Here is a 25,182-nt window from a genome sequence, read left to right on the forward strand (position 1 = left end):
CCAAAGGGGCAGACAAAATCCATGACGCAAGCCATGGGCCACCCCTGCTGTCCGCTTTACCTGAGAGATTCGCCCCACGATCGGGGTTTGCTCCTTCGGTGGGCCGCTGCGCCGTTTGCGGTACGGCGGCCTCTCTCCAGCAAGGAAACGCCGGTGTTTTCCGGCGCCTTGTCAGTCCTTTTGCCTGAGCGTTCGGGAAACCCCTGCGCCTTCGGCGGCCCCGGCTTGCGGGGCTCTCTCCTGACCTTCGAGAGTGTAGTTGATCGGCTAGGGCATGTTCCAAGGACTATCGGCCGGCCGCTCTGGTCAAGCGGTTGCCGTTGTGGCCTCGGAGCTTCCCAATGACGGATAGTCGGTATACCCCTTGGTGTTGCCGAAATAGAAAGTCGATGGGTCGGCCACATTCAGCCTGGCGCCGCCGGCAAAGCGAGTCACCAGATCCGGATTCGCGATGTACAGACGACCAAACGCCATCGCATCCGCAACTTTTTGCGCCAGCAATTCCTCCGCTGATTTCTGGTCGAAATTTCCGCAAAAAACCAGGCAATTCCTGAATCTTTCGCGTAGCCCCTGTCGGAATGCTGCAGTCAATGCAACGCCGCCCGCCCAGTCTGGTTCTGCGACATGCAGATACGCGATCCCCTTGGCGTTCAGGCTGTGGGCTAGCAAACAGGCCATTTGTTCGGCTTCGCTGTCGGCGATATCGTTGAATACCCCATTGGGCGATATGCGAACTCCGACCCTGCCTGCGCCGATGACAAGAGAGACCGCATCGACGATTTCTTCCAGGAAGCGGGCCCGATTTTCAAGAGAGCCGCCGTATTGGTCTGTCCGAAGGTTGGTATTCGTGGAAAGAAACTGGTTGATCAGATAGCCGTTGGCCGCATGAATTTCGACAAAGTCAAAGCCTGCCCGCTTTGCACGTTCCGCCGCTGCCGCGTACTGCGAGACGATCACGGAAATTTCATCGCCTGAAAGCTCCCTTGCTGGCTCGCAGCGCACTTCCTGGATTCGCCCGTCCTTGAAGACGCTTACCTTCGAGCGTCGTGTGGCGACGGCTGAAGGAGCGACCGGCTGCGCGCCGTCCGGCTGGTTCAGGCTGTGCGAGATGCGCCCCACGTGCCAGAGTTGCATTGCAATTCGGCCGCCCGCTTCGTGCACCGCTTTCACCACGCGGCTCCACGCACCTTCCTGCGCATCAGTGTAGATACCCGGTGTGCCGAAGTAGCCCTTGCCTTGGGCGCAGACCTGCGTGGCCTCGGTGACGATCAAACCGGCGGTTGCCCTCTGTGCGTAGTACCTGGCGGTCAGCAGTGTCGGACATTCCGTGCCGTTGGCCCGCATGCGCGTCATCGGCGCCATGAAGACGCGGTTGTTCAAAAGGGTGCCCGATATCGTGATCGGGCGCAGAAGTGGCGATGTCCGATTCATTGTGATCCCCAGCCTCAGGCTGGCTTGACGCGCCAGGGCGCCAGGACCTCGACCACGTTCGCCTCGAAGAGAAGGATGTCAGCCTGCCAGGCGAGCACCTGAACGATGGCTTTTCTTTCCGTCAATGCCGTCACGCTGGCCTGCAGCCGGGTTTCCGTAATCACGGCCGGGGCCTTGAAGTCCATGTTCATGTTGACGGTGAGCACTTGCAGTCGATCGGGTATGACCGAGTAAGTAGCGAGTCCGGCCCACTGGTCAACCAGGCCCGTGAGGTATCCGCCAAAGATGTTGCCGGTAGGCATCGCGGCATGCGAAGGTGGCGTGTAGACACCGGAGAGCCGTCCGTACTCCCAGCTCGCAGCGCATGGCGTGGCAAAAGGAAGGCCGATCGTCGCAATCGGGATCGGTGCGATATCGGTGCCGTCCACCACTTCATTCAATACCTTGCGGTATTTCGTCTTGATATCGAGGCCGGGGAATTCCGCCGGTCGCTCGCTCTCGCGTACCAACAGTTCAACATCAACCATCAGGTCGCTCCTTCCTTCGTCGTGGGTGAAACTGCAAGCGTCGAAAGCCAGTTTTCGAACGTCTCCATGCTTTCGACAATCAGTTGGGAGCAGGCGAGCACAGCCAGGTTCTGCCGCATACGGGTAATCGCCACCACGAACCGTCCAGCGTTGTGGGCTGTCAACATCTCCGCGGCTGTTCCCATGCTTGGCTCGTTGTTCGGCAGGAAGACGACGCAGACATCGCAGTTACCTGCCATCGCCGTCTGCCGGTGGAATATTTGCGTCAACTCCAGCAGCGCAGGGTCCAGGTCGGACCTGGCTACCTTGGGCGTCTGGAGCAAGGCGGTGTGCGCCTCGCGAATGCGTTCGCGGGAGGTTTGCAGGTTGTCCCACATTCGTTCGGCGGGGTCGTGCACCACGGCATTCGGAAAGTGGCGTCGGATGGCTCTTGCGATCGCCGGGCGGTACGACTGGTCCGCGAGATCGCGTCCGCCGCGCGCGCCCTGCATGACGCCTGCAAGGAAGAAAGATCGGGGATGAGGAGGCAGCATTTGCAATCCAGAAATTCTTGTGTTCATTCCCTCATCAACGGATAGGGCGCGAGAACCCGGTCGTCGGGCGCGACCTTCGAATAGACGCGTGATTGTTGAGTTCCATGGAATCCTGACCCGCGATTTCCATCGAATATTGACCCACCCTCTTTGCGAGCCAGCCGGCTCACGGTGTGGATAAGTTCTTGGCTTTCTCCTTTTTAGGTTGGACTGCTTGAACGGGTTGAGCCGAGCTGTGCTTGAAGCGGAAGCTGTCGTTTCCGGTCTCCAGAATATGGCAGTGATGCGTGAGCCGGTCCAGCAACGCCGTCGTCATCTTCGCGTCGCCGAAGACGCTGGCCCACTCGCTGAAGCTCAAGTTGGTTGTGATCACCACGCTCGTGCGTTCGTAGAGTTTGGACAGCAGATGGAACAACAGCGCGCCACCTGATGCGCTGAACGGCAGGTAGCCCAGTTCATCGAGCACCACCATGTCCGCGTACATCAGTCGGTGCGCGATGTGGCCGGGATTGCCACTGGCCTTCTCTTGCTCGAGTGCGTTGACCAGTTCTACCGTCGAGAAGAAGCGCACCCGGCGGTGTTGGTGCTCGATGGCCTGCACGCCCAGCGCCGTGGCGATGTGGGTCTTGCCGGTGCCCGGACCGCCCACGAGCACCACGTTCTGCGCATCGTCCATGAACTCGCATCGGTGTAGCTGACGCACCAGCGCCTCGTTGACCTCGCTGTTGGCGAAGTCGAAGCCAGCGAGATCGCGATAGGCTGGGAAGCGAGCGAGCTTCAACTGGTAGGCCACCGAGCGTACCTCCCGCTCGGCTGTCTCTGCCTTTAGCAACTGCGAGAGCATCGGTTGGGCCGCCTCGAAGGCCGGCGATCCCTGCTCGGCCAGCTCCGCGACGGCCTGGGCCATGCCGTGCATCTTGAGTTCGCGCAGCATGATCACGATGGCGCCGCTGGCAGGGTCATGTCGCATGGCGCACCTCCTGGCTACTCGACTTGGAGTTCAGCGGCCCGCGCAGGCCGCCAGCAGCGCTGGCACGCCCCCGGAGCGTGTCGTAGCGCAGCACATCGGCCTTCGGCTCGTTCATCAGGCGCAGTGCCTGCGGTGCCGTGACAGGCGCCGGCGCAATGGGCTTGGCATCGAGCAGTCGGTGCAGCACATTCAGCACATGAGTCTTGCTGGCCACGCCGGCTTCCAGCGCCAGTTCGACCGCGGTCAGCACTGCCTGCTCGTCGTGGTGCAGCACCAGCGCCAGGATCTCCACCATCTCGCGGTCTCCGCCTGGCTGCTTCAGCAGCGCGGCCTGCAGCCGCCGGAAGCCCTGCGGCAGCTCGCTGAAGGGCGCTCCGTTCCTGAGCGCTCCTGGCTTGCGTTGCAGCACTGCCAGGTAGTGCCTCCAGTCGTAGACGGTCTGACCTGCGGTGTCGTGGCGACGGTCAATGATGCGCGTGTGCTCGCACACGATCTGGCCCTCGGCCGCCACGACGAGGCGTTCGGCGTACACGCGCAGGCTCACTGGCCGGTTCGCGTAGGAGGCCGGAACGCTGTAACGGTTGCGCTCGAAGTGCACCAGGCAGGTGGGCGAGACGCGCTTGGTGTGTTCCACGAAACCATCGAAGGGTCTGGGGATCTGCAACAGTAGTGGCCGTTCCTGCGCCCAGACATCGGCTACGGTCCCTGGCAGCTTGCCGTGGACGATCTCGCCCCACAGCGCCTTGCAGCGGTCCTCCAGCCAGTCGTTGAGCAGCGCCAGCGTGGCGAACGCCGGCACAGGTTGCCACAACCGGTGGCGCGCATCACGCACGTTCTTCTCGACCTGGCCCTTCTCCCAGCCCGAGGCCGGGTTGCAGAACTCGGCCTCGAACAGGTAGTGACTGACCATGGCGCTGAAGCGCGCGTTGATGTCGCGCTCCTTGCCGCGGCGTACCTTGTCCACGGCGGTCTTCATGTTGTCGTAGATGCCGCGCCGAGGCACGCCCCCGAGTACCTCGAAGGCCCGGTTGTGCGCATCGAACAGCATCTCGTGGGTCTGCAACAGGTAGGCGCGCACGATGAACGCACGGCTGTGGCTGAGCTTGAAGTGCGCCACCTGCAGCTTGGTGCGTTCACCAGCGATGACGGCCCAGTCCTCGCTCCAGTCGAACTGGAATGCCTCGCCGGGACCGAAGGCCAGAGGCACGAAGGTGCCGCGCCCGGTCGTCTGCTGGACCTCGTGGAGATGCGCATGCCACGCTCGTGCAAAGGCCGCCACGCGGTTGTAGGAGCCCTGGTAGCCCAGCGCCACCAGATCGGCGTGCATCTGCTTGAGCGTGCGCCGCTGCTTGCGTGACTTAGACGCCTCGCTCTTGAGCCAGCCGCCGAGCTTCTCGGCGAACGCGTCGAGCTTGCTCGGGCTGATGCGCTTCGCGTAGCTGGGCGCCGCCTCGCCCTCGCGAAGGTACTTGCGGATGGTGTTGCGAGACAAGCCCGTGCGCCGGGCTATCTCTCGGATGGACAGTTGCTCTCGCAGTGCCCAACGCCTGATGACACTCAGTGTCGCCACGTCAATCACTCCTGTGCTCCTGCTGCTAAAAGCAGCAGGTTAGGGTTATCACGTGGGTCAGATTTAGATGGAAATCACCGGGCCAAGTGGGTCACTTCTGGATGGAAATCAACACACAAGGAAAACCACGCGGCCCCTTGTCGCAAGATTTCTCGGCAGCCAGCAAGCCTGAGTTGCCGCCGAATGCCCGTCTTGCCTACGAGAACAGGCGGTGCATGGCGTCGATCGACTCCGGTCCATACGCGACTACGCCGACGGGCACGGCATAGTCGATGGCCTCGATGATCTTGCCCGCCCACACGGGGCTGAATCCACCGCATAGTTCGATGAGCTGCACGCCTTCGCGAACCATCTCCTGCGCGACCTCGATGCCTTCGGAGGCCGTTGCGACGCCCACCACCTTCATCTGAAACTGCTCTGTTCCCTGATGCTGGACAAATCGGTCTCCGGTCACGATGAATCCGAACTTGGTGAGGGCCATGAGCTTGTTCTCCGTTTGTGCGTTGGATGAGAGCGTTGGAGCAAGAGACGCCGCTGGCGACCGCCTGCCTTCAATTCAGCCTAACACCGGACCAGGCTTCTCGTCTGCAAGATTCGCGACTGGCTGGCTCTCGCCCGAGCAATCTCAGTGAACTATCTCAGCCAGCGGCAGCAGCTTGTCGATCCGCTCGCGCAGCGACTCGGCGCGCTCGGGGCCGGCGGCTTTCTCGATTTCGGTGAGCATCAGCGCGGCAATGGTCAGCATGGCTTCGCGGTCGCGGGCTTCGCGCAGGGCGTCGCGCATCTGCAGTGCGAACTTGGGATCGCGGCGCACGAACATGCGCTCGCAGATGTCGAACAGGAACATGCGCGTGGTGGCCAGGGAGCGCTTGCCGTCGAAGGTGTCGGCCGAGGTTGCGATCTGGATCGGCTCGGTCGTGGCAATCGGTGCGGGCTGGGCGGGCGCCGGGGCAGGGGGGGCGGCTTTGGGTGCGACAGCGACCTTCGGGGTCTGCAGATAGCCGCGCTGCACCAGTGTCTGGATGGCCTGCTCGGCTTCGTCGCGGTTGCTGAACAGCGGGCTGAAATCGCTCAGCGAGCGCCGCCCGTCGGCCATGAGGAGCAACGCGCGTTCACGCTGGCTGAGCGTGCGCTGTCCGCCCTGGAGTTCGTCGCGCGCCTTGTCGGTCTTGGTGGGAAACATGGCAGCCACAGCTTTCGGAGATCGAGGGCAGCAGCATCGTTGCAAGTGGTGACATCTTCATGAACCCTTTTTGCTTCAGGAAATGGCGTTTGTGCTCCGCACGAGTCCCGATACCGCGACGGCCTTGCCCGGCGGTATGCTCCGGCACCGCGGAGGGGTCCACCACATGCTTCCCATCGTCTTTGCACTCATTGCGACAGTCCTGCTGCTCGTCTGGATGGGCTTTTTCATGATGGGCTCGCTGCCGCTGCTGATCCTCAAGCACGACACGCCGCTGGACTCGCGCTTCATCCGTGGCCTGTTCAACGTCTACTACCTCGCGATGATGCTGACGGGCAGTGCGGCGGCGCTCTGCTACGTCTGGTCCGGCAGGCCGGTCTTTGCCGTGGGCATGGCCTTCATCGCTGGCCTGGCCTTCTCGCTGCGCCGCTGGCTGATCATTCCGCGCATGGACCTGCTGCGCGGCACGATCCCGGCGGTCGACGTTTCGGCCCGCCGGTTCCGCCAGCTTCACATTGCCGGAATGGCGCTCAACGTGGTGCAGTTGGGCACCGTGGCCTGGGCCCTGACGAAGCTGGGGCTGTGAGCCGTCAGCCGCCCGCGCTTTCCTTGCGGATCAGCCACTGGTTGCCCACGCGCTGCAGCTCCAGCGTCTTGCGGCCCGTCTCCTTCACCTTGTCGGCGCGGTAGACCTGCTTGAACCTGGCGCTCGCGGCCTGTCCGTTGATGCTGATGACGAGGTCTTCGATGCCCACGCTGATGCTCGACTTGTCCGCGATGCGCGCGCGCCGGTCGGTCTCCCAGCGCTTGCGGTCCTGGTTGCGCGGCGGCGTGAAGTCGGGCGCGTAGGCGGCGAGGTAGCGGTCCGCGTCGCGGGCCGACCAGGCCGCGGCCCAGGCGCGCACCGCGGCCTCGACTTCGGCGATGCCGACCGTGGGAGCGGGGACCGCTGCCTCGGTGGCGGACGGCGTGGCCGGCGCGGCCGGTGTGGCGCCGAATGCGGCCGTGGTCAGCAGCAGCCCACCGGCGAGCAGGCAGGTCGTCAAGGATCGGTTCATGGCGCAGTTCCCTCTTTGTCAGTTATCGGCGTCGAGTCCGACGCCGATTCTGGCAGTGAACGAACGCGCCCGCGGTGCTCAGGCGGCCGCGCCCTCCACCTCGGCCGGCACCGCCTGCATCGACCGGTTGCGCAGCCTCAAGGCCAGCACCGTCGCGACGCAGAGCACGCACAGCACCGTCGTGAGCGTGACGCCGAGGCCGCGCGCATCCGACAGCATGCCGAACAGCGGCGACACCAGTCCGCCCACCGACAGCGCCAGTCCCAGCGTGATGCCGCTCGCCGTGGCGGGGTTGCGCGGCAGATAGTCCTGCGCCAGCGTCACCTGCGCTGCGAAGGGCAGGAACATGCACATGCCGAGAAGCGCGGTGCAGGCGAGCGCCCAGCCGGCGTTCGGCGCGAGCACCAGGCCCGCGAGCGACGGCAGCGCGAGCAGGTAGCCGGCGCGGATAGTGCCCATCCGGCCGATGCGGTCGCCCAGCCAGCCGCCGAGCAGCGTGCCGACAGCGCCTGCGGCGGTGAACGAGGTCAGCGCCGCGGCGCCCTGGAAGGCGGTGCCGTGCAGGTCGCGCGTGATGCGCAGCGACAGCATCGACAGCACGGTGACATACGGGATCGACCAGCCGATGATGGTCGCGACCAGCAGGCTGAAGGCGCGCCAGTCGTTGTGCGGCTTCAGCACTTCGCCGCCCGCATTGCGCGCAGCGGCCGCCGTGGCGGCGGAGGCCGCGCCGCTGCCGGCATTCGCGATCATCCACACGATGCCCATCGCCAGTGCGGGCACGCCCAGCAGGTAGCTGCGCGACAGGCTTGCGCCGCTCACCACGGTGGCAGCCAGCACCGGCGCGAACGACGCGCCGATGGTCCCGCCCACCGAGAACACGCTCATCGCCTTCTGCGACGCGCCGCCGGCCGCGCGCGCCGCCACGGTGGCGGGCGGGTGGTAGGCCGCGATGCCCAGCCCGCACAGCACCATCGCGATCCAGGTCAACAGGTAGCTGTGGCTGATGCCCGCCAGCACAACGCCCAGCGCGGCCACCATGAAGCCGGTGGGCACCAGCCAACTGCGCGGATGGCGATCGGCGTAAAGGCCGAACAGCGGCTGCACCACGCTCGACAGCCCGGTGGCCGCGAGCATCAGGCCCGCCACGGCTGTGTAGCTGTAGCCGCGTTCCAGCACCATGAACGGCAGCAGTGCGGGCACGAGGCCTTGGTAGAGGTCATTGACGGCATGGGTGCCGGTGAGCAACCCGAGTCGGCGCTTGTTCATTCGATCGCTTCTTTCGTTTCTTGGAAAAAAGCATCGTAGGAAGCCGTGCGAAGATGTTCTTGCTACGAATCAACAAGCATCGTCGAGAAATGGACAAAGCGATCAACCTGCGGCCCGAAGAGGGCGAGTCGACCCCGCGCGCCGTCGCGGTGCTGGCCACCGACCCCGCCGGCGACGCCTTCATACCGCCGCACACGCACCGGCGCGGCCAGCTGATTCACGCGATTTCGGGCGTGATGCTGGTGAGCGCCGCGGCAGGCAACTGGGTGGTGCCGACCGGGCGCGGCGTGTGGGTGCCGGCCGGCATGGAGCATCAGATTCGCATGGCCGGCGAGGTGAAGATGCGCACCGTCTTCGTCGAGCCCGGCACGCGCGCGGACCTGGGCGCCGAATGCCGCGTGATTCATGTAGCCGCGCTGCTGAGGGAGCTGATCGTCACCGCCGTGGCGCTGCCGCTCGACTACGCACCGGGTGGCCGCGACGAGCGGGTGATGGAACTGATCCTCGACGAGATCCAGGCCGCGCCAGTGCTGTCGCTGCATGTGCCGATGCCGCGCCATGCGCGCCTGGCCGTGCTGTGCGAGGAACTGGTGCGCGACCCTTCGCTGCCCGCCACGCTGGACGACTGGGCGCTGCGCCTGCACATGAACACCCGCACGCTCGCGCGCCTGTTCCAGCGCGAGACGGGCATGAACTTCGGCGCGTGGTGCCGGCAGGCGCGGCTGCTGCTGAGCCTGCCGCAGTTGGCTGCGGGCGCGTCGATCCTCGAGGTGGCGCTGGCGCACGGCTACGAAAGCCCGAGCGCCTTTACCGCCATGTTCCGGCGCACGCTGGGCGTGCCGCCCAGCGTGTACCTGCGGCGCGACTACCTGGCGTAGACCAGGTCGCGCAGCGCCAGCGAGATCCAGGGCACGTAGGTGATCACCATCAGGCACGCCATGATCACCAGCACGAAGGGCACCAGGTGCTTCACGATGCGATCGAGCGATATGCGTGCCACGGTGCAGGCCGCGAACAGGTTCACGCCGAAGGGCGGCGTGATCATGCCCAGGGCCAGGTTCACCACCATGACCAGCCCGAAGTGCACCGGGTCGATGCCGAAATGCACCGCCACCGGCGCCAGGATCGGCGCCAGCACGATGATTGCCGCGCTCGTCTCGATGAACATGCCGATCACGAACAGCGCCGCGTTCACGCCCAGCAGGAACATCGCCGGCGACTGCAGCACCTCCTGCAGCCAGTGGCCGATGGCGTCGGGCACGCCCGCGCGGGTGATGAGGAACGCGAACAGCCCCGCGTTGGCGATGATGAACATGATCACCGCCGACGACATCACCGACTTGCGCAAGATGGCGTACAGGTCCGTCAGCTTGATCTCGCGGTAGATCACCATGCCCACCACCAGCGCATAGAACACCGCCACCGCCGAGGCTTCCGTGGGTGTGAAGACGCCACCGTAGATGCCGCCGAGGATGATCACCGGCATCAGCAGCGCCCAGCCCGCCTGCCACAGTGCGCGGCCGAACGGCATGCGGCCTTCGCCGTCGGTCTTGCCCCAGCCCTTCCACTTGCAGTAGACCCACACGAACAGCATGAGCGCGAGGCTGATCAGGATGCCGGGGCCGAAGCCTGCGATGAACAGCTCGCCGATGGACACTTCGGCGCTCACGCCGTACAGGATCATCGGGATCGACGGCGGAATGATCACGCCCAGCTCCGCGCTGGTGGCCTGCAGGGCCGCAGCGTAAGAAGTGGGGTAGCCGTGCTTGATGAGCGCCGGAATCAGGATGGCGCCGATCGCGAAGGTGGTGGCCACCGACGAGCCCGACACCGCCGCGAAGATCATGCAGGTGAGCACGCAGGTCATCGGCAGGCCGCCCTGCACGCCGCCCACGATGCTCTTGGCAAACTCCACCAGCCGGCGCGAGATGCCGCCGGTTTCCATCAGGTTGCCGGCCAGGATGAAGAACGGAATGGCCGCCAGCGGAAACTTGTTGATCGAGTTGAACATCTCCTTCACGGAGATCAGCATGTTGGCGTTCGTCACCTGGATGCCCAGGATCGACGCCAGCCCGATGGACACCGCCACCGACACCGACAGTGCAAAGCAAAGCACCATCGTTGCAACCATCACCACACTCATGATGTAGCCCCCACGCTCGGCACTTCGTGTCCTCGCTGCCCCCCGAGGGGGCCGTTCGCTTGCTTGGGGCGGCCCGGCGCGGCGCTCATTGCGCGGTCTCCAGTTCGAGCCGCTTCGGGTCGAGAAAATTGCCGACGATGCCGAACAGGCAGAACAGCGAGCCCACGGGAAGCGCCAGGTAGGACCACACCATCGAGATGCTTTCGAGGCCGGCCATCGACTGCACGCGTCCGCGCATGGCGTAGTCCCAGCCCCACCAGAGCACGATCAGCATCAGCACCAGCGCGGCGACGCTCACCACCGCGTCGAGTACGCGGCGCATGCGCGGCGGGCTCCAGCGGTAGAGAACGTCCACGCTCACCATCGCGCCCTGTCTGAACGCCATCGGGATGCCCATGAACACCATCCAGATGAGGCTCACGCGGATCAGGATCTCGCTCCATTCGGCCGGCTGTTCCAGCACGAAACGGGTGACGATCTGGAACACGCCCAGGGCCGACGCGACGACCAGCATCGCGCAGGCCATCAGCATCGAGAAGCCGGTGGTCCAGCGCTCGACGCTCAGGAATTTCTCTTTCACTTGTAGTCGCGGATCTTGTCGAGGTTGGCCTTGCCGAAGTCTTTCTCGAACTGGGCATTGACCGGCGCGAGCGCGGCGACGAACTTGGCCTTGTCGACGTTGTCGATCACGGTCATGCCCTTGGCGCGCAGGTCGGCCACGCCCTTGGCGTCGTCTTCGTCCACGCGCGCACGGTTGGCCTTGGTGCCTTCCTTGGCAGCGTCGAGGAAGGCCTGCTTGTCGGCCGCGCTGAGCTTGTCGAAGCTCGCCTTGTTCATCACGAAGATGCAGGGCGAGTAGACGTGGCCAGTGAGCGACAGGTGCTTTTGCACCTGGTCGAACTTGGCCGAGATGATGACCGGCAGCGGGTTCTCCTGGCCGTCGACCGTGCCTTGCTGCAGCGCGGTGAACACCTCGGGGAAGGCCATGGGCGTGGTGATGATGCCGAAGCCCTTGTAGGCCGCGATGTGCACCGGGTTTTCCATCGTGCGCATCTTCAGGCCCTTCAGGTCTTCGGGGGCCTTCACGTCGCGCTTGCTGTTGGTCATGTGGCGAAAGCCGTTCTCGGCCCACGCCAGCGCCTTGAAGCCCTTGGCGTCGAACTTGGTCAGCATCTCCTGACCGATCGGCCCGTCGAGCACGGCGCGCGCATGGGCCTTGTCGCGGAACAGGAAGGGCACGTCGAGGATCTTGGTCTCGGGCACGAAGTTGGGCACCGGGCCGGTCGAGGAGAACGCGAGTTCCTGCGTGCCCAGCTGCACCGCCTCGATCGACTCGCGCTCGCCGCCGAGCGAGCCGTTGTAGAAAGTCTGCACCTTGTAGCGGCCTCCCGTGCGCTTCTCGACTTCCTTGGCGAAGGTGTCGATGGCAACGCCCTGGTGCGAGTTCTGCGCGGTCGAAATGCTGATCTTCATGGTCGTCTGTGCAAAGGCGACCGAGCTCAGGGCGAGCGAAAGGCAGGCGGCGGCAATGGGGCCGAATTTCATGTTGTCTCCGGGAGTTTGGTCAGGAACGCGTCAGGCGCAACGGACTATGCAACAACCGGGAGCTTTACCGCGTCGGGATTTTCACGGACGTAATCGCGAATGACGGCCTCGAAGCTCTCGTCGGCCACAAGGCCCAGCGCTCTTGCGCGCACGGTCTCGATGTGGCCCGGCCAGGTCTTCACGATGCGCTGGATCGTCGGGTCGGGCGTGCGATCGAGCAGGGCGGTGGCCGCCTTGCCGGCCACGCGCTCGAGCGCCAGCGCCATTTCTCCCACGGTGGTGGCGAGCGAAGGCAGGTTCAGCGCGGTGCGCGGACCCCATTGCTCATCACTGGCCTCCGCGGCGCGCACGATGCCCTCGATGGTTCGCGCGGGTGACGCAATGGCGACAGGCGTCGAGTCCGGCACCGGACAGGCGGCGCGCAGGCCGGCCAGCGGCTCGCGGATCATGCCGCTGAAGAAGCCCGAGGCCGCGCCGTTCGGCCTGCCCGGCCGCACGCTCACCGTCATGAGCCGCACGCTGCGCCCGCGCACGAAGCCCTTTCGCGTGTAGTCGGCAACCAGTTGTTCTCCGATGAATTTCTGGATGCCGTAGCTGGTCTGCGGCGTGGGCAGCGTGCGGTCTTCGATGACCTTGGGCAAGGGCTGTTCGGGCGAGTCGCCGAACACGGCGAGCGAGCTGGAGAACACCAGCACGGGCTTCGTGCCGAGCGCGCGTACTTTTTCGAGCAGCGCATGCGTGGCCGCAAAGTTGCTGCGCATGCCGAGGTCGAAGTCGGCCTCGCACTCGCCGCTGACCGCGGCGGCCAGGTGGAAGATGGCGTCGGCTTCGCGCCAGAAGCTGGCGTCGGCATCGGCAGCGAACTGCGCGTTCAGGTCACCGGTGACGGCGGTGATGCGTGCATCGGATGAGAGGTCGGCCGGCGGGGCGGCGCGGTCGACCAGCGTGATGCGTTCGATGGAGCGGGCCGGGGCGCCGGCCAGCGAAAGGCTGCCTTGCTTCAACAGCGTGCGCGCAAGGCGTGCGCCCAGAAAGCCGGCGCCGCCGGTGATGACGATGTGCATGGGTCTTGTCTCCTTTGAGCGCCAAGAATAAGCGCGGCGGGGCATGTGGCATGCTCGATGACGGGTACGCGTCTTTCATCGACAGGAGACACCGGATGTTCACGGTCGTGGTTTTGTGGCTCCTCGCCATTGCATGGCTCGTGGCGAACGGCATGTTCGCCCAGAAGCCTTTGCCGCATTACCGGCGCAGGCGCGCCTTGCTCACCTGGATTTTCCTGGGTGCATGTGCGGGGGCGCTTGCCGGACTGGCCAGCGCGAATTTCTCGCTGCCCGGTGCCATCGCCGGTGCCATCCTGGCCGGATTCGTCGCGCGCGCGTGAGAGGATGCCGGAGCCTGCGGGGCCGGGCTCTTTGAAGGAGGGACACCATGGACAAGAGATTCGAAGTGACGGAGACGGTGCGGAACATCGATCCCGACTTCGTCGAAGGAGACGGTTTCAGCTGGCGTGCGGCGCTGCTTGGAGCGGCCGCGGGCGTGGGCGGCGAGGCCTACCTGAACACGCTGGCTGCCAACGTGATGATGTGGGTCATGCAGCAGCAGGGCTATTCGCAGAAGGACATCTACGCCACGCTTTTCAGCTATGCGCTGACACCGCGCTTCATCATCCTTTTCTTCATCGACCTTGCCATATTGATGGCGGCTGGACGCGTCGCCGCGTCGTTCGCGCCCAGCAAACCGTATCTGCATGCCGCCGCGGCGGGCGTGCTGGCCACGTCGTTCATCGTGATCATGATGGTTGCCCAGCCGCCGGGTTCCGTTCCAACGTGGTATCGCGTCATGGCTCTGTGCATGCCGCTGGGCGGTTGCCTGCTGGGCGCCCTGTCCTGGGGGCGGCGTGGGCCGCTGATGGTCGATGCCAGGCAGCGCCAAACGACTTTCCCGTTGAAATGACAGCCATGGCGACGAAGCTCCCATCCAGTTTCCTGGACACGCTGCGGCAGCCGGTGCTCGTCGATGCCGATCTCGACACTCAGTCCTCGTTTTTCTCGCGCAAGGAGGTCAGGGATTTCTACCTCTCGGTGACGAACAGTCCCGCAAAGGACGAGGTTTTGCGGCTGGCGGCGGCTCAATTGCCCGAATTGCATCCGCACCGGGCCGCGCTGCTGGCTTTGTTCTGCGGCGCACTCGTGGAGGATGGGGCCGATCCGCAGTTGCTTTTCGGCGCGGCGCTCGGGCTCATGGCCGACTTGCTCGTGTCGCTCGTTCGCTTCCTGGCGCGCGACGAGGTGGCCGCGTACCTGATCTGATACCGGTCTGTTTCGTTCCAGGGGGCGGTCCTTCAGCGCACGCACCGAACGCCCCGCAGCAGAAACGAAAAAGCCCTCCGAAGAGGGCCTCCGTGGCAAGGCGCAGACGCCTTACATGCCAACGTAGTTCGGCCCGCCACCACCTTCAGGCGTGACCCACACGATGTTCTGCGTCGGGTCCTTGATATCGCAGGTCTTGCAGTGCACGCAGTTCTGCGCGTTGATCTGCAGGCGCTGCTTGCCGTCTTCGGTGCCCACGAACTCGTACACGCCGGCCGGGCAGTAGCGGCTTTCGGGGCCCGCGAACTTCTCGAGGTTGATGTTCACCGGCACCGTCGGGTCTTTCAGCGTCAGGTGGGCCGGCTGCTGCTCTTCATGGTTGGTGTTGCTGATGAACACGCTGGAGAGCCGGTCGAAGGTGAGCTTGCCGTCGGGCTTCGGATAGACGATGGGCTTGCACTCCGAGGCGGGCTTCAGGTACAGGTGGTCGGCCTTGTTGCGGCGCAGTGTCCAGGGAATGTTGCCCTTCAGCAGCCATTGTTCGATGCCGTTCATGAGCGTCGCAACGCCCAGGCCCTTCTTGAACCATGCCTTGAAGTTGCGCGCCTTCTTCAGCTCGGCGTGCAGCCAGCTCTTCTCGAAGGCTTCCGGGTAGGCGGTCAGTTCGTCGTGCTGGCGGCCGGCCTGCACCGCCTCGAAGGCGGCCTCGGCGCACAGCATGCCGGTCTTGATGGCAGCGTGGCTGCCCTTGATGCGGCTCACGTTGAGGTAGCCGGCCTCGCAGCCGACCAGCGCGCCGCCGGGGAACACGGTCTTGGGCAGCGACATCAGGCCACCGGCCGTGATGGCGCGCGCGCCGTAGCCGATGCGCTTGGCGGGCTTGATGCCCTTGGCCTCGTCGCCTTCCAGGTACCAGCGGATGTTGGGGTGCAGCTTCCAGCGCTGCATTTCCTCGAACGGGCTCAGGTAGGGGTTGCTGTAGTCCAGGCCGGTGATGAAGCCCATGGTGACCTTGTTGTCCTCCATGTGATAGAGGAACGCGCCGCCGTAGGTGTCGCTCTTCATGGGCCAGCCGGCGGTGTGCAGCACGAAGCCGGGCTGGTGGCGCTTGGGGTCGATTTCCCAGACTTCCTTCACGCCCAGGCCGTAGGTCTGCGGGTCCTTGCCGGCGTCGAGCTTGTATTTGGCGATGAGCTGGCGGCCCAGGTGGCCGCGCGCGCCTTCGGCGAACACGGTGTACTTGCCCAGCAGCTCCATGCCGAGCTGGAAGTTCTCGGTCGGCTCGCCGTCCTTGCCGACGCCCATGTTGCCGGTGGCCACGCCGCGCACCGAGCCGTCTTCGTTGTAGAGCACCTCGGCGGCCGGGAAGCCGGGGAAGATTTCCACGCCCAGGTTCTCGGCCTGCTGCGCCAGCCACTTGGTGAAGGCGCCCAGGCTGATGATGTAGTTGCCGTGGTTCTGGAAGCACGCCGGCAGGAAAGCGTTGGGCGTGCGCAGGCTGCCCTTTTCGCCCAGGAACACCATCGCGTCGTCGGTGACGGGCTGGTTCAGCGGGGCGCCCAGTTCCTTCCAGTCGGGCAGCAGTTCGTTGAGCGCGCGCGGGTCCATGATGGCGCCCGACAGGATGTGCGCGCCGGGCTCCGAACCCTTTTCGAGCACCACGACCGAGATCTCTTTGTCCTGCTGCGCGGCGAGCTGCTTGAGCCGGATCGCGGTCGAGAGGCCGGCCGGGCCGCCACCGACCACGACCACGTCGTATTCCATGGCTTCGCGAGGGCCGAACTGGGCGAGGATTTCGTCGTGGGTCATGTGGGTTGGGTCGATAATGATTTTTCGAGGCGCGGGGCATCCCGGGTTGCGGGGCATTTTATGCGGCGTCCGCGGGCGGCCCGCGTCACTTGCGGGCTCGGCTTTCCTTAGCGTCGCCTGCGCGACTCCACAGGATTCAGTTCATGGCTTACAGCATCGATCTCTCGGGCCGCGTTGCCTTTGTCACCGGCGCCTCCAGCGGGCTTGGCGCCCAGTTCGCAAAAACGCTGGCACGCGCGGGCGCCGCGGTGGTGCTCGCGAGCCGCCGCATCGAGAAGCTCAAGGAGCTGCGCGCGCGCATCGAAGGCGAGGGCGGCGACGCCCACGTGGTCGAGCTCGACGTCACCGACATCGGCAGCATCAAGGCCGCCGTCGCGCGCGCCGAGACCGAGGTCGGGGCCATCGACATCCTGGTCAACAACTCGGGCGTGAGCACCACCCAGCGCCTGCAGGACGTGACGCCCGACGACTACGACTACATCTTCGACACCAACGTCAAGGGCTCGTTCTTCGTCGCCCAGGAAGTGGGCAAGCGCATGCTGGCGCGCGCCACGGGCACGGCACCGGGCACCTACATCGGCGGGCGCATCATCAACATCGCGTCGGCGGCGGCGCTGAAGGTCATGCCGCAGATCGGCACCTACTGCATGAGCAAGGCCGCCGTTGTGCAGATGACCAAGGCCATGGCGCTGGAGTGGGGCCGCTTCGGCATCAACGTGAACGCGCTGTGCCCGGGCTACATCACGACCGAGCTCAACGAGGAGCACTGGACCACCGAAGGCGGCGCCAAGCTGGTCAACATGCTGCCGCGCAAGCGCGTGGGCAAGCCCGAAGACCTGGACGGCCTGATCGTGCTGCTGGCCAGCGGCCAGAGCCATTTCGTGAACGGCGCCGTCATCGCGGCCGACGACGGGTTCGCGCTCTGAGTCCGCGCGCCTTGGTCGGCATTGCCGCCGGGCTGGGCGCGGGCGCGCTCTGGGGCCTGACCTTCGTGGCGCCGCGCATGGTGGGCCACTTCGGCATGGTCGACATCACCGCCTCACGCTTCCTGGTGTTCGGTGCCATCTCCGGGCTCGCCGTGTTCGCGCGGCCGGTCGCCGTGCGCTGGCCCACCGGCCGGCAGGCGCTGGCGGCACTGGGCCTCAGCGTGCTGGGCTTCAGCGGCTATTACCTGCTGCTGGCCTTCGGCATCGAGGCTGCGGGCACCGAGGTGCCGAGCCTCATCATCGGCACGATTCCGGTCTGGATGATGCTGCTGGGCAGGCCGGCGGGCCTTCGCTTGAGCGCGCTGCTGCCGGGGCTCGTGCTCACCGGCGCGGGCATCGCGCTGATGATCTGGGGCGCATGGTCGGCGCAGCATGGCGCTGGCGACGCCAGCGGAGCGCGCTTTGGCTGGGGCATCGCGCTGGCGCTGTGCGCAATGGTGAGCTGGACGGTCTATGGCCTGCTCAATGCCGCCTGGCTGCAGCGCCACACCGAACTCAACGCGACCGACTGGGCCAACTGGCTGGGCGTGGCGACCGGTCTGGGCGCGCTGGCGCTGTGGCTGGCGGCGGGCAGCGACATCGCCACGCTGCGGACCCGGCCCGACGGCATGCTCTTCGTCTGGCTCGCGCTGGCCAGCGGCTTCGGCTCTTCGTGGCTGGCCACCATCCTCTGGAACATCGCGAGCCAGCGGCTTTCCGCGAGCCTGTGCGGCCAGCTGATCGTGAGCGAGACGCTGTTTGCGCTGCTCTATTCCTTCGTCTGGGACGGCCGCTGGCCGCAGGCCACCGAGTGGGCCGCGGCACTGCTGTTCGTGCTGGGCATCCTCGCATCCATCAAGGCGCACCGATGAGAATCGAAATCCCCGAAAAGAAGAAGCTCGTGTACGAAACCCTGATCCCCATCCGCTGGGGAGACATGGACGCCATGGGCCACCTGAACAACGGCACCTACTTCCGCTACCTCGAGACCGCGCGCATCGACTGGATGCATTCCATCGGCTTCGAGCCCGAGCCGGGCGGCGAGGGTATGGTGATCGTCAACGCCTTCTGCAATTTCTACCGGCAGATCGAGTACCCCGGCAAGGTGCTGCTCAAGATGTATGTGAGCGACCCGGGCCGCACCACCTTCGAGAGCTGGGGCACCATGGCACGCGAGGAAGCTCCCGATGTGATCTGCGCGGCAGGCGGTGCGACCACCATCTGGGTCGACTTCCCGAAGCAGAAGGCACTGGCGCTGCCCGACTGGCTGCGCACGCTGGTGAGCGAGTAGTCGCCGATGAAGCGCAATGCTGTGCTGACGCTCGCGCTGCTCGCCGCCTGCGGCCACGTCCTGGCACAGGCCCCCGGCAAGAACGAATGCCCCGCCAACGCGCCGTTCCTGAGCGCCGAGGCATTGAAGAAGGCCGGCGGCTTCGAGCTTCCCGTGTTCAAGCGCTACTGCTACACCGACAAGTCGGGCAGCTACGCGCTGCTGCTCGGCGAGAAGCAGGACTTGCCGTTTACCCAGGAAAAGCTGTCCTCCGCCATCCAGGCTTCTCTCTACAAGGTGGAGGCTGGCAACGCGCTGGTGCGGCAATGGTCGATTCGCGACTTCGCCGGCAAGGACGACGCTGGCGTCAATTTCAGGTCCAGGCTCTTCGAGCTGGCGGACATCGACGGTGACGGCCTCGTCGACCCCGTCCTTGTGTACCGGTTCTTCATCCTCGACGATGCGGCCAATATCAGTACCGACGACTTCACGGGCCGCATCAAGATCGTTACCTTCCACCAGGGCAAAAAGGCCACGATCCATGCGATCACCGGCCACCTCGACGGCGACCGCAAGACCACGGCCAACGCCAACTACTTTGCCTTGCCGAAGCCGGTGCGGCAGCACCTCGTCAAGAAGATGTCCGCCATGTACAGCGCGGGGCAGTTCGGGTTCGACAATTCCTACGACTTTGCACCGAGGAAGGAAGCGGCCAGGCGCTGAAGCTCAGACCGGCTGCAGCACGATGCGCGCCTCGAAGCCGTGCGCCGCACCGGGCGGCGGCGATTCGAGTTCGAGCCGCGCGTTGTGCTTCTCGACGATGGTCCCGACGATCGACAGCCCGAGCCCGTAGCCCGCGCGGTCGGAGGCGTGCCGCACATGGCGCTGCCGCAGCGTGCTCAGTTGCTCCGCGCCGACACCGGCTCCGAAGTCGCGGACCACCAGCGTGCAGGGGGCCGTCACCTCGATCACCACGCGCTCGCCGCCGTAGCGAAGGGCGTTTTCCACCAGGTTGCGCAAGGCGATGGCCAGCGCGTCGACGTCGCCGAGCGCCACCGGCGCCGCGCTGTCGGGCACCTTGAGCGTCAGGCGTTCGTTGACGAGCGGGTCTTGCCAGAGCTCCTGCGCCACGGTGCCGACCAGTTGCACCAGGTCGACCCGCGCACGCGCCAGCGAGGCGCCGGATTCCGCGCGCGACAGCTGCAGCAGTTTTTCGGCGCGGTGGCTCAGCATCTGCAGGGCGTCGAGCGCGGCCTGCACGTCGTTGCGCCGCAGGTCGTGTTCCAGGGCGGTCTGCAGGCGCAGCCGCGCGGCGGCCAGCGGGGTGCGCAACTCGTGCGCCGCATTGGCCGCGAGCGCGCGCTCCACGTCGAGCGAATGCGAAAGCCGCTCCAGCAGCCGGTTGACGTGGTCGCCGACCGAGCGCAGCTCCTGCGGCAGGCCCGGCAAGGTGATCGGGCGCAGGTCGGCGCCGTTGCGCTTTGCGATTTCTCCGGCCAGTTGCTGAAGCGCGCGCAGTTCGTTGCGCGCCACGTTGCGCAGCACCAGCGCTAGCAGCGGCAGCACCGCGCCCAGCGGAATGATCAGGCCGAACAAGGTGCGGTTCAGCGCGCGGCGCCGCTCGTCGAGCGGGTCGGCCACCTGGAAGTACAGCCCCAGCGAGGGGTGCCGCACCGTGTAGATGCGCCAGGTCTGGTTGTTGGCGAAGCCGGCGGCCAGCGGGACGTCGAAGGCGCCGACGGGCGCCTCGGCCGAACGCAGCAGCACGTGCTCGTGCACGTCCACCACCTGGTACATCACCGCGTCCTCGGAGAACAGCTGCTTGGGCGCGATCAGCGGTTCCGTGGGGGCGGTGCCGCTGGTGTGCTGCAGCTTGTCGAGTTCCTGCACCGCCATGTCGAACATGCGGTGGGACACCTCGACCAGTTCGTTGTCGAAGTTGTGGTTGATTTCCCGGTCGACGTACCAGACCACCGCCAGCACGCACATCAGCCACACGCCGCCGACCCAGACGATCAGCGTGCGGGTGAGCCGCCCGGCCAGGGAGTCGCGGCCTGCACCGAGCTTTGCGCCGAATCTCATTCGTCGTCGTCCGCGGAGAACGACAGGCGGTAGCCGAGCCCGCGCAGCGTCTGGATGTGGCTGCGCCCGAGCTTTCGGCGCAGGCGGCTGATGAAGACTTCGAGCGTGTTGCTGTCGGCCTCGTCGCCGAAACCGTAGAGCGCATCGGCCAGGTTCTCGCGCGTGTGGATGCGCTCTGGCCGGGTCGCCATCACGCGCAGCAGCGCCCATTCCTTCTGGGTCAGCGTGATGGGGGCGCCGTTCTTGCGGACCATGTCGTGCGCCAGGTCGATCTCCAGCGTGCCCAATTTCAGGACCGGCGAGCTGCTGGCGCTGCGCCGCCGCTCGACCGCGCGCAGGCGGGCGAGCAGCTCGGCGGGGTCGTAGGGCTTGATGAGGTAGTCGTCGGCGCCGGCGTCGAGCCCGCGGATGCGGTCGGTGACCTGGTCGCGCGCGGTCAGGACGATGACGATGGGGCGTTCGGGCAGGGCGCGTATCTGGGGAAGCAGCGAGAGCCCGTCGCCGTCGCCCAGGTGGAGGTCGAGCAACACCGCCGCGTACTGGACCGAGAGCAGCGCGCCGCGCGCGTCGGCGAGGCTGGGCGCCACGTCGACCACGAAGGCCTTGGCCAGCAGGTAGCTGCAGACCGCATCTGCCAGCGCAGTGTCATCTTCGACCAGCAATATGCGCACGCCATGTCCTTTCAACAAAAAAAGAAGTCTAGCTCCGTCGAATTGCGGACAAACCCCCAGTCAGATTTCGTTCAGGTGCCTTCAGGCTGTGTTCATTCCGCAAACGTAGGCTCGCGGCTGTTTTCAGGCCCTGCCTACGTTCATGACTCGTGCTTCGAATTTTCGCCTGGGGGTGCTGACCCTCTTTGCGCTTGCCGCCTTGCTGGCGTGGGACGCGACCGGTTGGGATCTGCCGCTGGCGCGGCTGTCCGGCTCCCCCTTCGGTTTCACATGGCGGACGAACTTTTTTCTGGTTCACGTCATGCATGAGGGAGCCCGCGACCTCAGCTGGGCGCTCGTCACCGCGCTGTTCATCGCCATTCGCTGGCCGGTCGGCGTGCTGCGCCGCCTGGGCACCGGCGACCGCGTGCAGCTGGCACTGACGACGCTGGCCGCGGTGATCGCCGTCAGTCTCATCAAGCATGCCAGCGATACCAGCTGTCCCTGGGACCTGAAAGAGTTCGGCGGCGTGGCGCGCTACGTGTCGCATTGGTCATGGGGCGTCTCCGACGGCGGTCCGGGCGGGTGCTTCCCGGCCGGCCATGCCTCCGCGGCGTTTGCCTATGCAGGCGGCTACTTCGTGCTGCGCCGGGCCTCGGCCCGCGCGGCGGCCATCTGGCTGGCGGTGGCACTGGTGGCCGGGCTGGCGCTGGGCCTGTCCCAGCAGGTGCGCGGTGCCCACTACATGAGCCACACACTCTGGACCGCCTGGATCTGCTGGACGGTAGGTTTTGCCATCGAGCTGGTGTTCGCGCGCTTCAATCCGCAGCCGCTCAAGCCGGCCGAGCCCGCCCATGCAGGGTATTGACGCCACCCTTTTCGAGCTGGTCAATGCGGGCCCTTCGGTGCCTGCATGGAGCCTGCAGTTCGCGAGCTTCGCCTCCGATTTCCTGCCGTCGCTGCTGGCGCTGGCGCTGGCCATCGGCGCACTGTTCGATCGGCGCTGGCGCCATGCCTTCATCACCGCAATGATCAGCCTGCTGGCGGTGTGGCTGCTCGTGCAGGCGATCCGCTGGGCGTTTCCGATGCCCCGGCCGGCCTATTACGACCTGGGCATCCAGTGGGTGCCGCAGGGCATTCGTCCGGGTTTTCCGAGCCTTCATGCCGCCGGCACCTTCACCGCGGCCTTTTCGCTCTGGTGCCTTCCGTGGCGTTTTCCGATGCTGGCCGCGCTGGCGGTGGCCGCCACGGTCGCCTGGAGCCGCCTGTACCTGGGGCTGCACTTCCCGTCCGATGTGGTGGCCGCGGCGATGCTTGGCGCGCTGGTGTCGATCCTCGTGGAGCGGGGCATCCGCCTGATTCCGCGTGTCCGTACCTCGCCTGCGCCGGCGCGGGCTCCAAGGGCCCGGCTGCGATCGCGCATAAGGCGCGCCTGAACATGACATGAACGGGTAATTCAGGCTATCTTCAGCCCCCGTTCCTACATTAGTTGGATGTCTGTTTTGCGTATTGACCCGGCACCTGCACCACAAGGTAGCTTCCCCGAACCCGACCCATTCGCTGCCTCATCGCCGGCAGCGCCCTGGACGCGTTTCAACCAATGGCTCGGCCGGCCCCGCTCCGCGGCCGCGGTCGTCGTGTGGATCAGCCTTTATCTCGTCCTGACCACCAACTGGCCGCTCTGGAACGAGCTGGCCCGCATCGGCGGTGCACCCAGCACCTACATGCCGACCATCCTGGTCATGAGCCTGCTCACTTTCTGCGGCTCGGTGGCGATCCTGTCGTTCACCGCCTGGTCGCGCTGGATGAAGCCGCTGTGGCTGGCGGTGGTCGTGCTGGCCGCGGTGGTGCAGCACTACATGCTCGCGTACCGCGTGGTCATGGACCCGACCATGGTCGCCAATGCGATGCAGACCGACCCCAACGAAGCGCGCGACCTGCTGAGCTGGCGCATGGCCTTCAACGTGCTGGTGGTGGCGCTGCCCGCGGCCTTCGTGCTCTGGCGCGTGCGCGTCCTGCCGATGCGTTTTCTGTCGAAGCTCTGGCGCAACGTCGCGCTGCTGCTGCTGTCGGTGGTCTTGGCGCTGGCCGCGGTGGTGTCCATGAACCGCGAGCTGGCACCGCTGATGCGCAACAACGTGCACCTGCGCTACATGATGAACCCGATCGCGAGCCTCTATTCGGCCGGCTCGCTGCTCATCAAGCCTATGTTCAAGCGCAGCGGCAAGCTCATCCCGATCACGGCCGGCACGGCGCTGGGCGCCAGCTATGCCGGCCAGACGAAGCCCCCGTTGTTCGTGGTGGTGGTGGGCGAGACGGCGCGGGCCGATCACTTCTCGCTCAACGGCTATGCCCGCGACACCAATCCCGAGCTGGCAAAGCGTGGCGTTCTGAGCTACCGCGAGGTGCGCTCCTGCGGCACCAACACGCTGGCCTCTGTGCCCTGCATGTTCTCGCCGCTCGGCAAGGAGGGCTACGAATCGCGCAAGGACGACTACGAGACCCTGGTCGACGTTCTGCAGGCCGCCGGCCTCGCCGTGTTCTGGCTCGACAACCAGGCCGGCTGCAAGGGCGTCTGCGAGCGCATCCCCAATGCATCTGCCTTCGCCGGGCTCGACGCGGCAACCAAGAAGGCGCTGTGCGACGGCGACGAGTGCCTCGACGACGTGATGCTCAAGGGCCTGGACGAGCGCATTGCCGCGCTGCCGGCCGAGCGCCGCGCCAAGGGCATCGTGCTGGTCATGCACCAGATGGGCAGCCACGGCCCGGCCTACTACAAGCGCTCAGCGCCCGACGTGAAGCATTTCCTGCCCGAGTGCAAGACCAACGCGCTGGCCGAGTGCGGCCATGCCGAGCTGATGAACGTCTACGACAACTCGATCCTGCAGACCGACCGCTTCCTGGGCCAGACCATCGACTGGCTCAAGACGCAGTCGAAGCAGTACGACCCGGCGCTGCTGTACGTGAGCGACCACGGCGAGTCGCTCGGCGAGTACGGCCTGTTCCTGCACGGCGTGCCCTACAGCTTCGCGCCCGACGCGCAGAAGCACGTGCCCATGGTCACCTGGTTCGGCGACGGCATGAGCGCGCGGCGCAAGCTCTCGCGTTCGTGCATGGAGGCGGGGCTCGACGCGCCGCTCACGCACGACAACCTCTACCACACGGTGCTCGGCGTGATGGACGTGACCACGCCCACATACAAGCCCGCGCTGGACGCCCTCGCATCCTGCCGGGCAAAGGGCTGAGGCCCCTTTACTTCTTCTCGCGGGGCACGCGCCCCATGAGGAAGAACTCGTTGTTCGGCTGCATGCCGCTGAAGCTGGCCATGCGGTTGCTCAGCCCGAAGAAGGCGGTGATGGCCGCGATGTCCCAGATGTCCTCGTCGTCGAAGCCGTGGGCATGCAGCGGCGGGAAGTCGCTGTCGTCGATCTCGTGCGAGCGGTCGCAGACCTTCATCGCAAAGTCGAGCATCGCGCGCTGGCGCGGCGTGATGTCGGCCTTGAGGTAGTTCACCGCCACCTGGTCGGCCACCAGCGGCTTTTTCTCGTAGATGCGCAGCAGCGCGCCGTGCGCCACCACGCAGTACAGGCACTGGTTGGCCGCGCTGGTGGTGGTGACGATCATCTCGCGGTCGCCCTTGGTGAGCGAGCCTTCTTCCTTGAGCATCAGCGCGTCGTGGTATGCGAAGAAGGCGCGCCACTCGGCCGGACGGCGTGCAAGGGCAAGAAACACGTTGGGCACGAAGCCGGCTTTTTCCTGCACCGCGAGGATGGCGGCGCGGATGTCTTGCGGCAGGTCTTTCAGTTCGGCGAGCGGGTAGCGGCTGGTGGTGGTCATGTCGTCTCCGTTGTGGTCGTCGGTTTGC

The 25,182-nt window shown here is 65.8% G+C and carries 29 protein-coding genes and 2 riboswitches; of the genes, 12 read left to right on the plus strand and 17 right to left on the minus strand.

Going from position 1 to position 25,182, the window contains the following annotated elements; genetic code table 11:
* Positions 1-37 precede the first annotated feature (37 nt).
* Positions 38-150, minus strand: a riboswitch (glycine riboswitch).
* A 12-nt stretch (positions 151-162) separates the two neighbouring features.
* A riboswitch (glycine riboswitch) is annotated at positions 163-253 on the minus strand.
* Positions 254-306: 53 nt separating this feature from the next.
* The 7 genes from ACWV14_RS12910 to ACWV14_RS12940 form a co-directional block, all read right to left on the minus strand.
* Entirely contained in the window at positions 307-1,431 is a 1,125-nt protein-coding gene (locus ACWV14_RS12910; RefSeq protein WP_454908975.1) for an alkene reductase, read from the minus strand.
* A gap of 14 nt (positions 1,432-1,445) precedes the next feature.
* The gene (locus ACWV14_RS12915) at positions 1,446-1,958 is read right to left on the minus strand and encodes a PaaI family thioesterase (RefSeq protein ID WP_454908976.1); all 513 of its coding nucleotides are present in this window, start codon (positions 1,956-1,958) and stop codon (positions 1,446-1,448) included.
* A complete protein-coding gene (locus ACWV14_RS12920) occupies positions 1,958-2,518 on the minus strand; it encodes a hypothetical protein (RefSeq protein WP_454908977.1) in 561 nt (186 codons plus the stop codon). Before ACWV14_RS12920 ends, ACWV14_RS12915 begins: the two co-directional genes overlap by 1 nt.
* Before the next feature lie 139 nt (positions 2,519-2,657).
* Positions 2,658-3,461: an IS21-like element helper ATPase IstB gene (gene istB / locus ACWV14_RS12925; RefSeq protein ID WP_454901618.1), complete on the minus strand. Its 804-nt coding sequence runs from the start codon at positions 3,459-3,461 to the stop codon at positions 2,658-2,660.
* Entirely contained in the window at positions 3,451-5,040 is a 1,590-nt protein-coding gene (istA, locus tag ACWV14_RS12930) for an IS21 family transposase (protein ID WP_454901620.1), read from the minus strand. The genes istB and istA overlap by 11 nt, the downstream gene beginning before the upstream one ends.
* 187 nt (positions 5,041-5,227) lie before the next feature.
* Positions 5,228-5,512: a DUF6506 family protein gene (locus ACWV14_RS12935; RefSeq protein ID WP_454908985.1), complete on the minus strand. Its 285-nt coding sequence runs from the start codon at positions 5,510-5,512 to the stop codon at positions 5,228-5,230.
* 144 nt (positions 5,513-5,656) lie between these two features.
* The gene (locus ACWV14_RS12940) at positions 5,657-6,214 is read right to left on the minus strand and encodes a hypothetical protein (RefSeq protein WP_454908986.1); all 558 of its coding nucleotides are present in this window, start codon (positions 6,212-6,214) and stop codon (positions 5,657-5,659) included.
* A gap of 166 nt (positions 6,215-6,380) precedes the next feature.
* On the opposite strand from ACWV14_RS12940, the gene ACWV14_RS12945 reads away from it, so the two are divergent.
* Positions 6,381-6,800 (plus strand): hypothetical protein, encoded by a 420-nt coding sequence (locus ACWV14_RS12945; protein WP_454908987.1) that lies wholly within the window; start codon positions 6,381-6,383, stop codon positions 6,798-6,800.
* 4 nt (positions 6,801-6,804) lie between these two features.
* Here the strand turns inward: ACWV14_RS12945 and ACWV14_RS12950 are convergent, their stop codons facing one another.
* The gene (locus ACWV14_RS12950) at positions 6,805-7,272 is read right to left on the minus strand and encodes a L,D-transpeptidase Cds6 family protein (RefSeq protein WP_454908988.1); all 468 of its coding nucleotides are present in this window, start codon (positions 7,270-7,272) and stop codon (positions 6,805-6,807) included.
* Between the two features lie 78 nt (positions 7,273-7,350).
* Positions 7,351-8,541 carry an MFS transporter gene (locus tag ACWV14_RS12955; RefSeq protein ID WP_454908989.1) on the minus strand — a complete coding sequence of 397 codons (1,191 nt, stop codon included), beginning with the start codon at positions 8,539-8,541 and terminating at the stop codon, positions 7,351-7,353.
* An 89-nt stretch (positions 8,542-8,630) separates the two neighbouring features.
* Between ACWV14_RS12955 and ACWV14_RS12960 the strand changes: the two genes are divergently transcribed.
* On the plus strand, positions 8,631-9,419 hold the full coding sequence (locus ACWV14_RS12960) for an AraC family transcriptional regulator (protein WP_454908990.1): 789 nt from the start codon (positions 8,631-8,633) through the stop codon (positions 9,417-9,419).
* On the opposite strand, the gene ACWV14_RS12965 is transcribed toward ACWV14_RS12960, so the two are convergent.
* The 4 genes from ACWV14_RS12965 to denD form a co-directional block, all read right to left on the minus strand.
* Complete coding sequence (locus ACWV14_RS12965; protein WP_454908991.1) at positions 9,407-10,684, minus strand: TRAP transporter large permease; 1,278 nt, start codon at positions 10,682-10,684, stop codon at positions 9,407-9,409. The genes ACWV14_RS12960 and ACWV14_RS12965 overlap by 13 nt on opposite strands.
* Positions 10,685-10,769: 85 nt before the next feature.
* Positions 10,770-11,264, minus strand: coding sequence for a TRAP transporter small permease (locus ACWV14_RS12970; protein WP_454908992.1), 495 nt, complete (start codon positions 11,262-11,264; stop codon positions 10,770-10,772).
* Positions 11,261-12,229, minus strand: coding sequence for a TRAP transporter substrate-binding protein (locus ACWV14_RS12975; RefSeq protein ID WP_081267076.1), 969 nt, complete (start codon positions 12,227-12,229; stop codon positions 11,261-11,263). Before ACWV14_RS12975 ends, ACWV14_RS12970 begins: the two co-directional genes overlap by 4 nt.
* 44 nt (positions 12,230-12,273) lie before the next feature.
* Complete coding sequence (denD, locus tag ACWV14_RS12980; protein WP_454908993.1) at positions 12,274-13,293, minus strand: D-erythronate dehydrogenase; 1,020 nt, start codon at positions 13,291-13,293, stop codon at positions 12,274-12,276.
* 95 nt (positions 13,294-13,388) lie between these two features.
* Between denD and ACWV14_RS12985 the strand changes: the two genes are divergently transcribed.
* The 3 genes from ACWV14_RS12985 (at position 13,389) to ACWV14_RS12995 (ending at position 14,541) form a co-directional block, all read left to right on the plus strand.
* Positions 13,389-13,613, plus strand: coding sequence for a hypothetical protein (locus ACWV14_RS12985; RefSeq protein WP_454908994.1), 225 nt, complete (start codon positions 13,389-13,391; stop codon positions 13,611-13,613).
* 65 nt (positions 13,614-13,678) lie between these two features.
* The gene (locus ACWV14_RS12990; protein ID WP_454908995.1) at positions 13,679-14,185 is read left to right on the plus strand and encodes a hypothetical protein; all 507 of its coding nucleotides are present in this window, start codon (positions 13,679-13,681) and stop codon (positions 14,183-14,185) included.
* Between the two features lie 5 nt (positions 14,186-14,190).
* Positions 14,191-14,541, plus strand: coding sequence for a hypothetical protein (locus ACWV14_RS12995; RefSeq protein WP_454908996.1), 351 nt, complete (start codon positions 14,191-14,193; stop codon positions 14,539-14,541).
* A 111-nt stretch (positions 14,542-14,652) separates the two neighbouring features.
* Here ACWV14_RS12995 and ACWV14_RS13000 read toward each other — a convergent pair whose 3' ends face one another.
* Positions 14,653-16,350, minus strand: coding sequence for an electron transfer flavoprotein-ubiquinone oxidoreductase (locus ACWV14_RS13000; RefSeq protein WP_454908997.1), 1,698 nt, complete (start codon positions 16,348-16,350; stop codon positions 14,653-14,655).
* A 143-nt stretch (positions 16,351-16,493) separates the two neighbouring features.
* On the opposite strand from ACWV14_RS13000, the gene ACWV14_RS13005 reads away from it, so the two are divergent.
* From ACWV14_RS13005 to ACWV14_RS13020, 4 genes are all read left to right on the plus strand, one after another.
* Positions 16,494-17,276: an SDR family oxidoreductase gene (locus ACWV14_RS13005; protein ID WP_081267080.1), complete on the plus strand. Its 783-nt coding sequence runs from the start codon at positions 16,494-16,496 to the stop codon at positions 17,274-17,276.
* A 77-nt stretch (positions 17,277-17,353) separates the two neighbouring features.
* On the plus strand, positions 17,354-18,187 hold the full coding sequence (locus ACWV14_RS13010) for a DMT family transporter (protein WP_454909630.1): 834 nt from the start codon (positions 17,354-17,356) through the stop codon (positions 18,185-18,187).
* The gene (locus ACWV14_RS13015; protein ID WP_454908998.1) at positions 18,184-18,606 is read left to right on the plus strand and encodes an acyl-CoA thioesterase; all 423 of its coding nucleotides are present in this window, start codon (positions 18,184-18,186) and stop codon (positions 18,604-18,606) included. Before ACWV14_RS13010 ends, ACWV14_RS13015 begins: the two co-directional genes overlap by 4 nt.
* Positions 18,607-18,612: 6 nt before the next feature.
* Positions 18,613-19,308 (plus strand): M949_RS01915 family surface polysaccharide biosynthesis protein, encoded by a 696-nt coding sequence (locus ACWV14_RS13020; RefSeq protein WP_454908999.1) that lies wholly within the window; start codon positions 18,613-18,615, stop codon positions 19,306-19,308.
* A 3-nt stretch (positions 19,309-19,311) separates the two neighbouring features.
* Here ACWV14_RS13020 and ACWV14_RS13025 read toward each other — a convergent pair whose 3' ends face one another.
* Positions 19,312-20,667 (minus strand): ATP-binding protein, encoded by a 1,356-nt coding sequence (locus ACWV14_RS13025; protein WP_454909000.1) that lies wholly within the window; start codon positions 20,665-20,667, stop codon positions 19,312-19,314.
* Positions 20,664-21,338 carry a response regulator gene (locus ACWV14_RS13030; protein WP_422086051.1) on the minus strand — a complete coding sequence of 225 codons (675 nt, stop codon included), beginning with the start codon at positions 21,336-21,338 and terminating at the stop codon, positions 20,664-20,666. The genes ACWV14_RS13025 and ACWV14_RS13030 overlap by 4 nt, the downstream gene beginning before the upstream one ends.
* A gap of 301 nt (positions 21,339-21,639) precedes the next feature.
* Here ACWV14_RS13030 and ACWV14_RS13035 point away from each other — a divergent pair, with 301 nt between their 5' ends.
* The 3 genes from ACWV14_RS13035 to ACWV14_RS13045 are packed head-to-tail and all read left to right on the plus strand — an operon-like array spanning position 21,640 to position 24,562.
* A complete protein-coding gene (locus tag ACWV14_RS13035; protein ID WP_454909001.1) occupies positions 21,640-22,185 on the plus strand; it encodes a phosphatase PAP2 family protein in 546 nt (181 codons plus the stop codon).
* Positions 22,172-22,753: a phosphatase PAP2 family protein gene (locus ACWV14_RS13040; RefSeq protein ID WP_454909002.1), complete on the plus strand. Its 582-nt coding sequence runs from the start codon at positions 22,172-22,174 to the stop codon at positions 22,751-22,753. The genes ACWV14_RS13035 and ACWV14_RS13040 overlap by 14 nt, the downstream gene beginning before the upstream one ends.
* Before the next feature lie 57 nt (positions 22,754-22,810).
* Positions 22,811-24,562, plus strand: coding sequence for a phosphoethanolamine transferase (locus ACWV14_RS13045; RefSeq protein WP_454909003.1), 1,752 nt, complete (start codon positions 22,811-22,813; stop codon positions 24,560-24,562).
* Positions 24,563-24,569: 7 nt separating this feature from the next.
* Here ACWV14_RS13045 and ACWV14_RS13050 read toward each other — a convergent pair whose 3' ends face one another.
* A complete protein-coding gene (locus ACWV14_RS13050; protein WP_454909004.1) occupies positions 24,570-25,154 on the minus strand; it encodes a peroxidase-related enzyme in 585 nt (194 codons plus the stop codon).
* Between the last annotated feature and the right edge of the window lie 28 nt (positions 25,155-25,182).

The sequence above is a fragment of the Variovorax durovernensis genome, assembly GCF_977011995.1.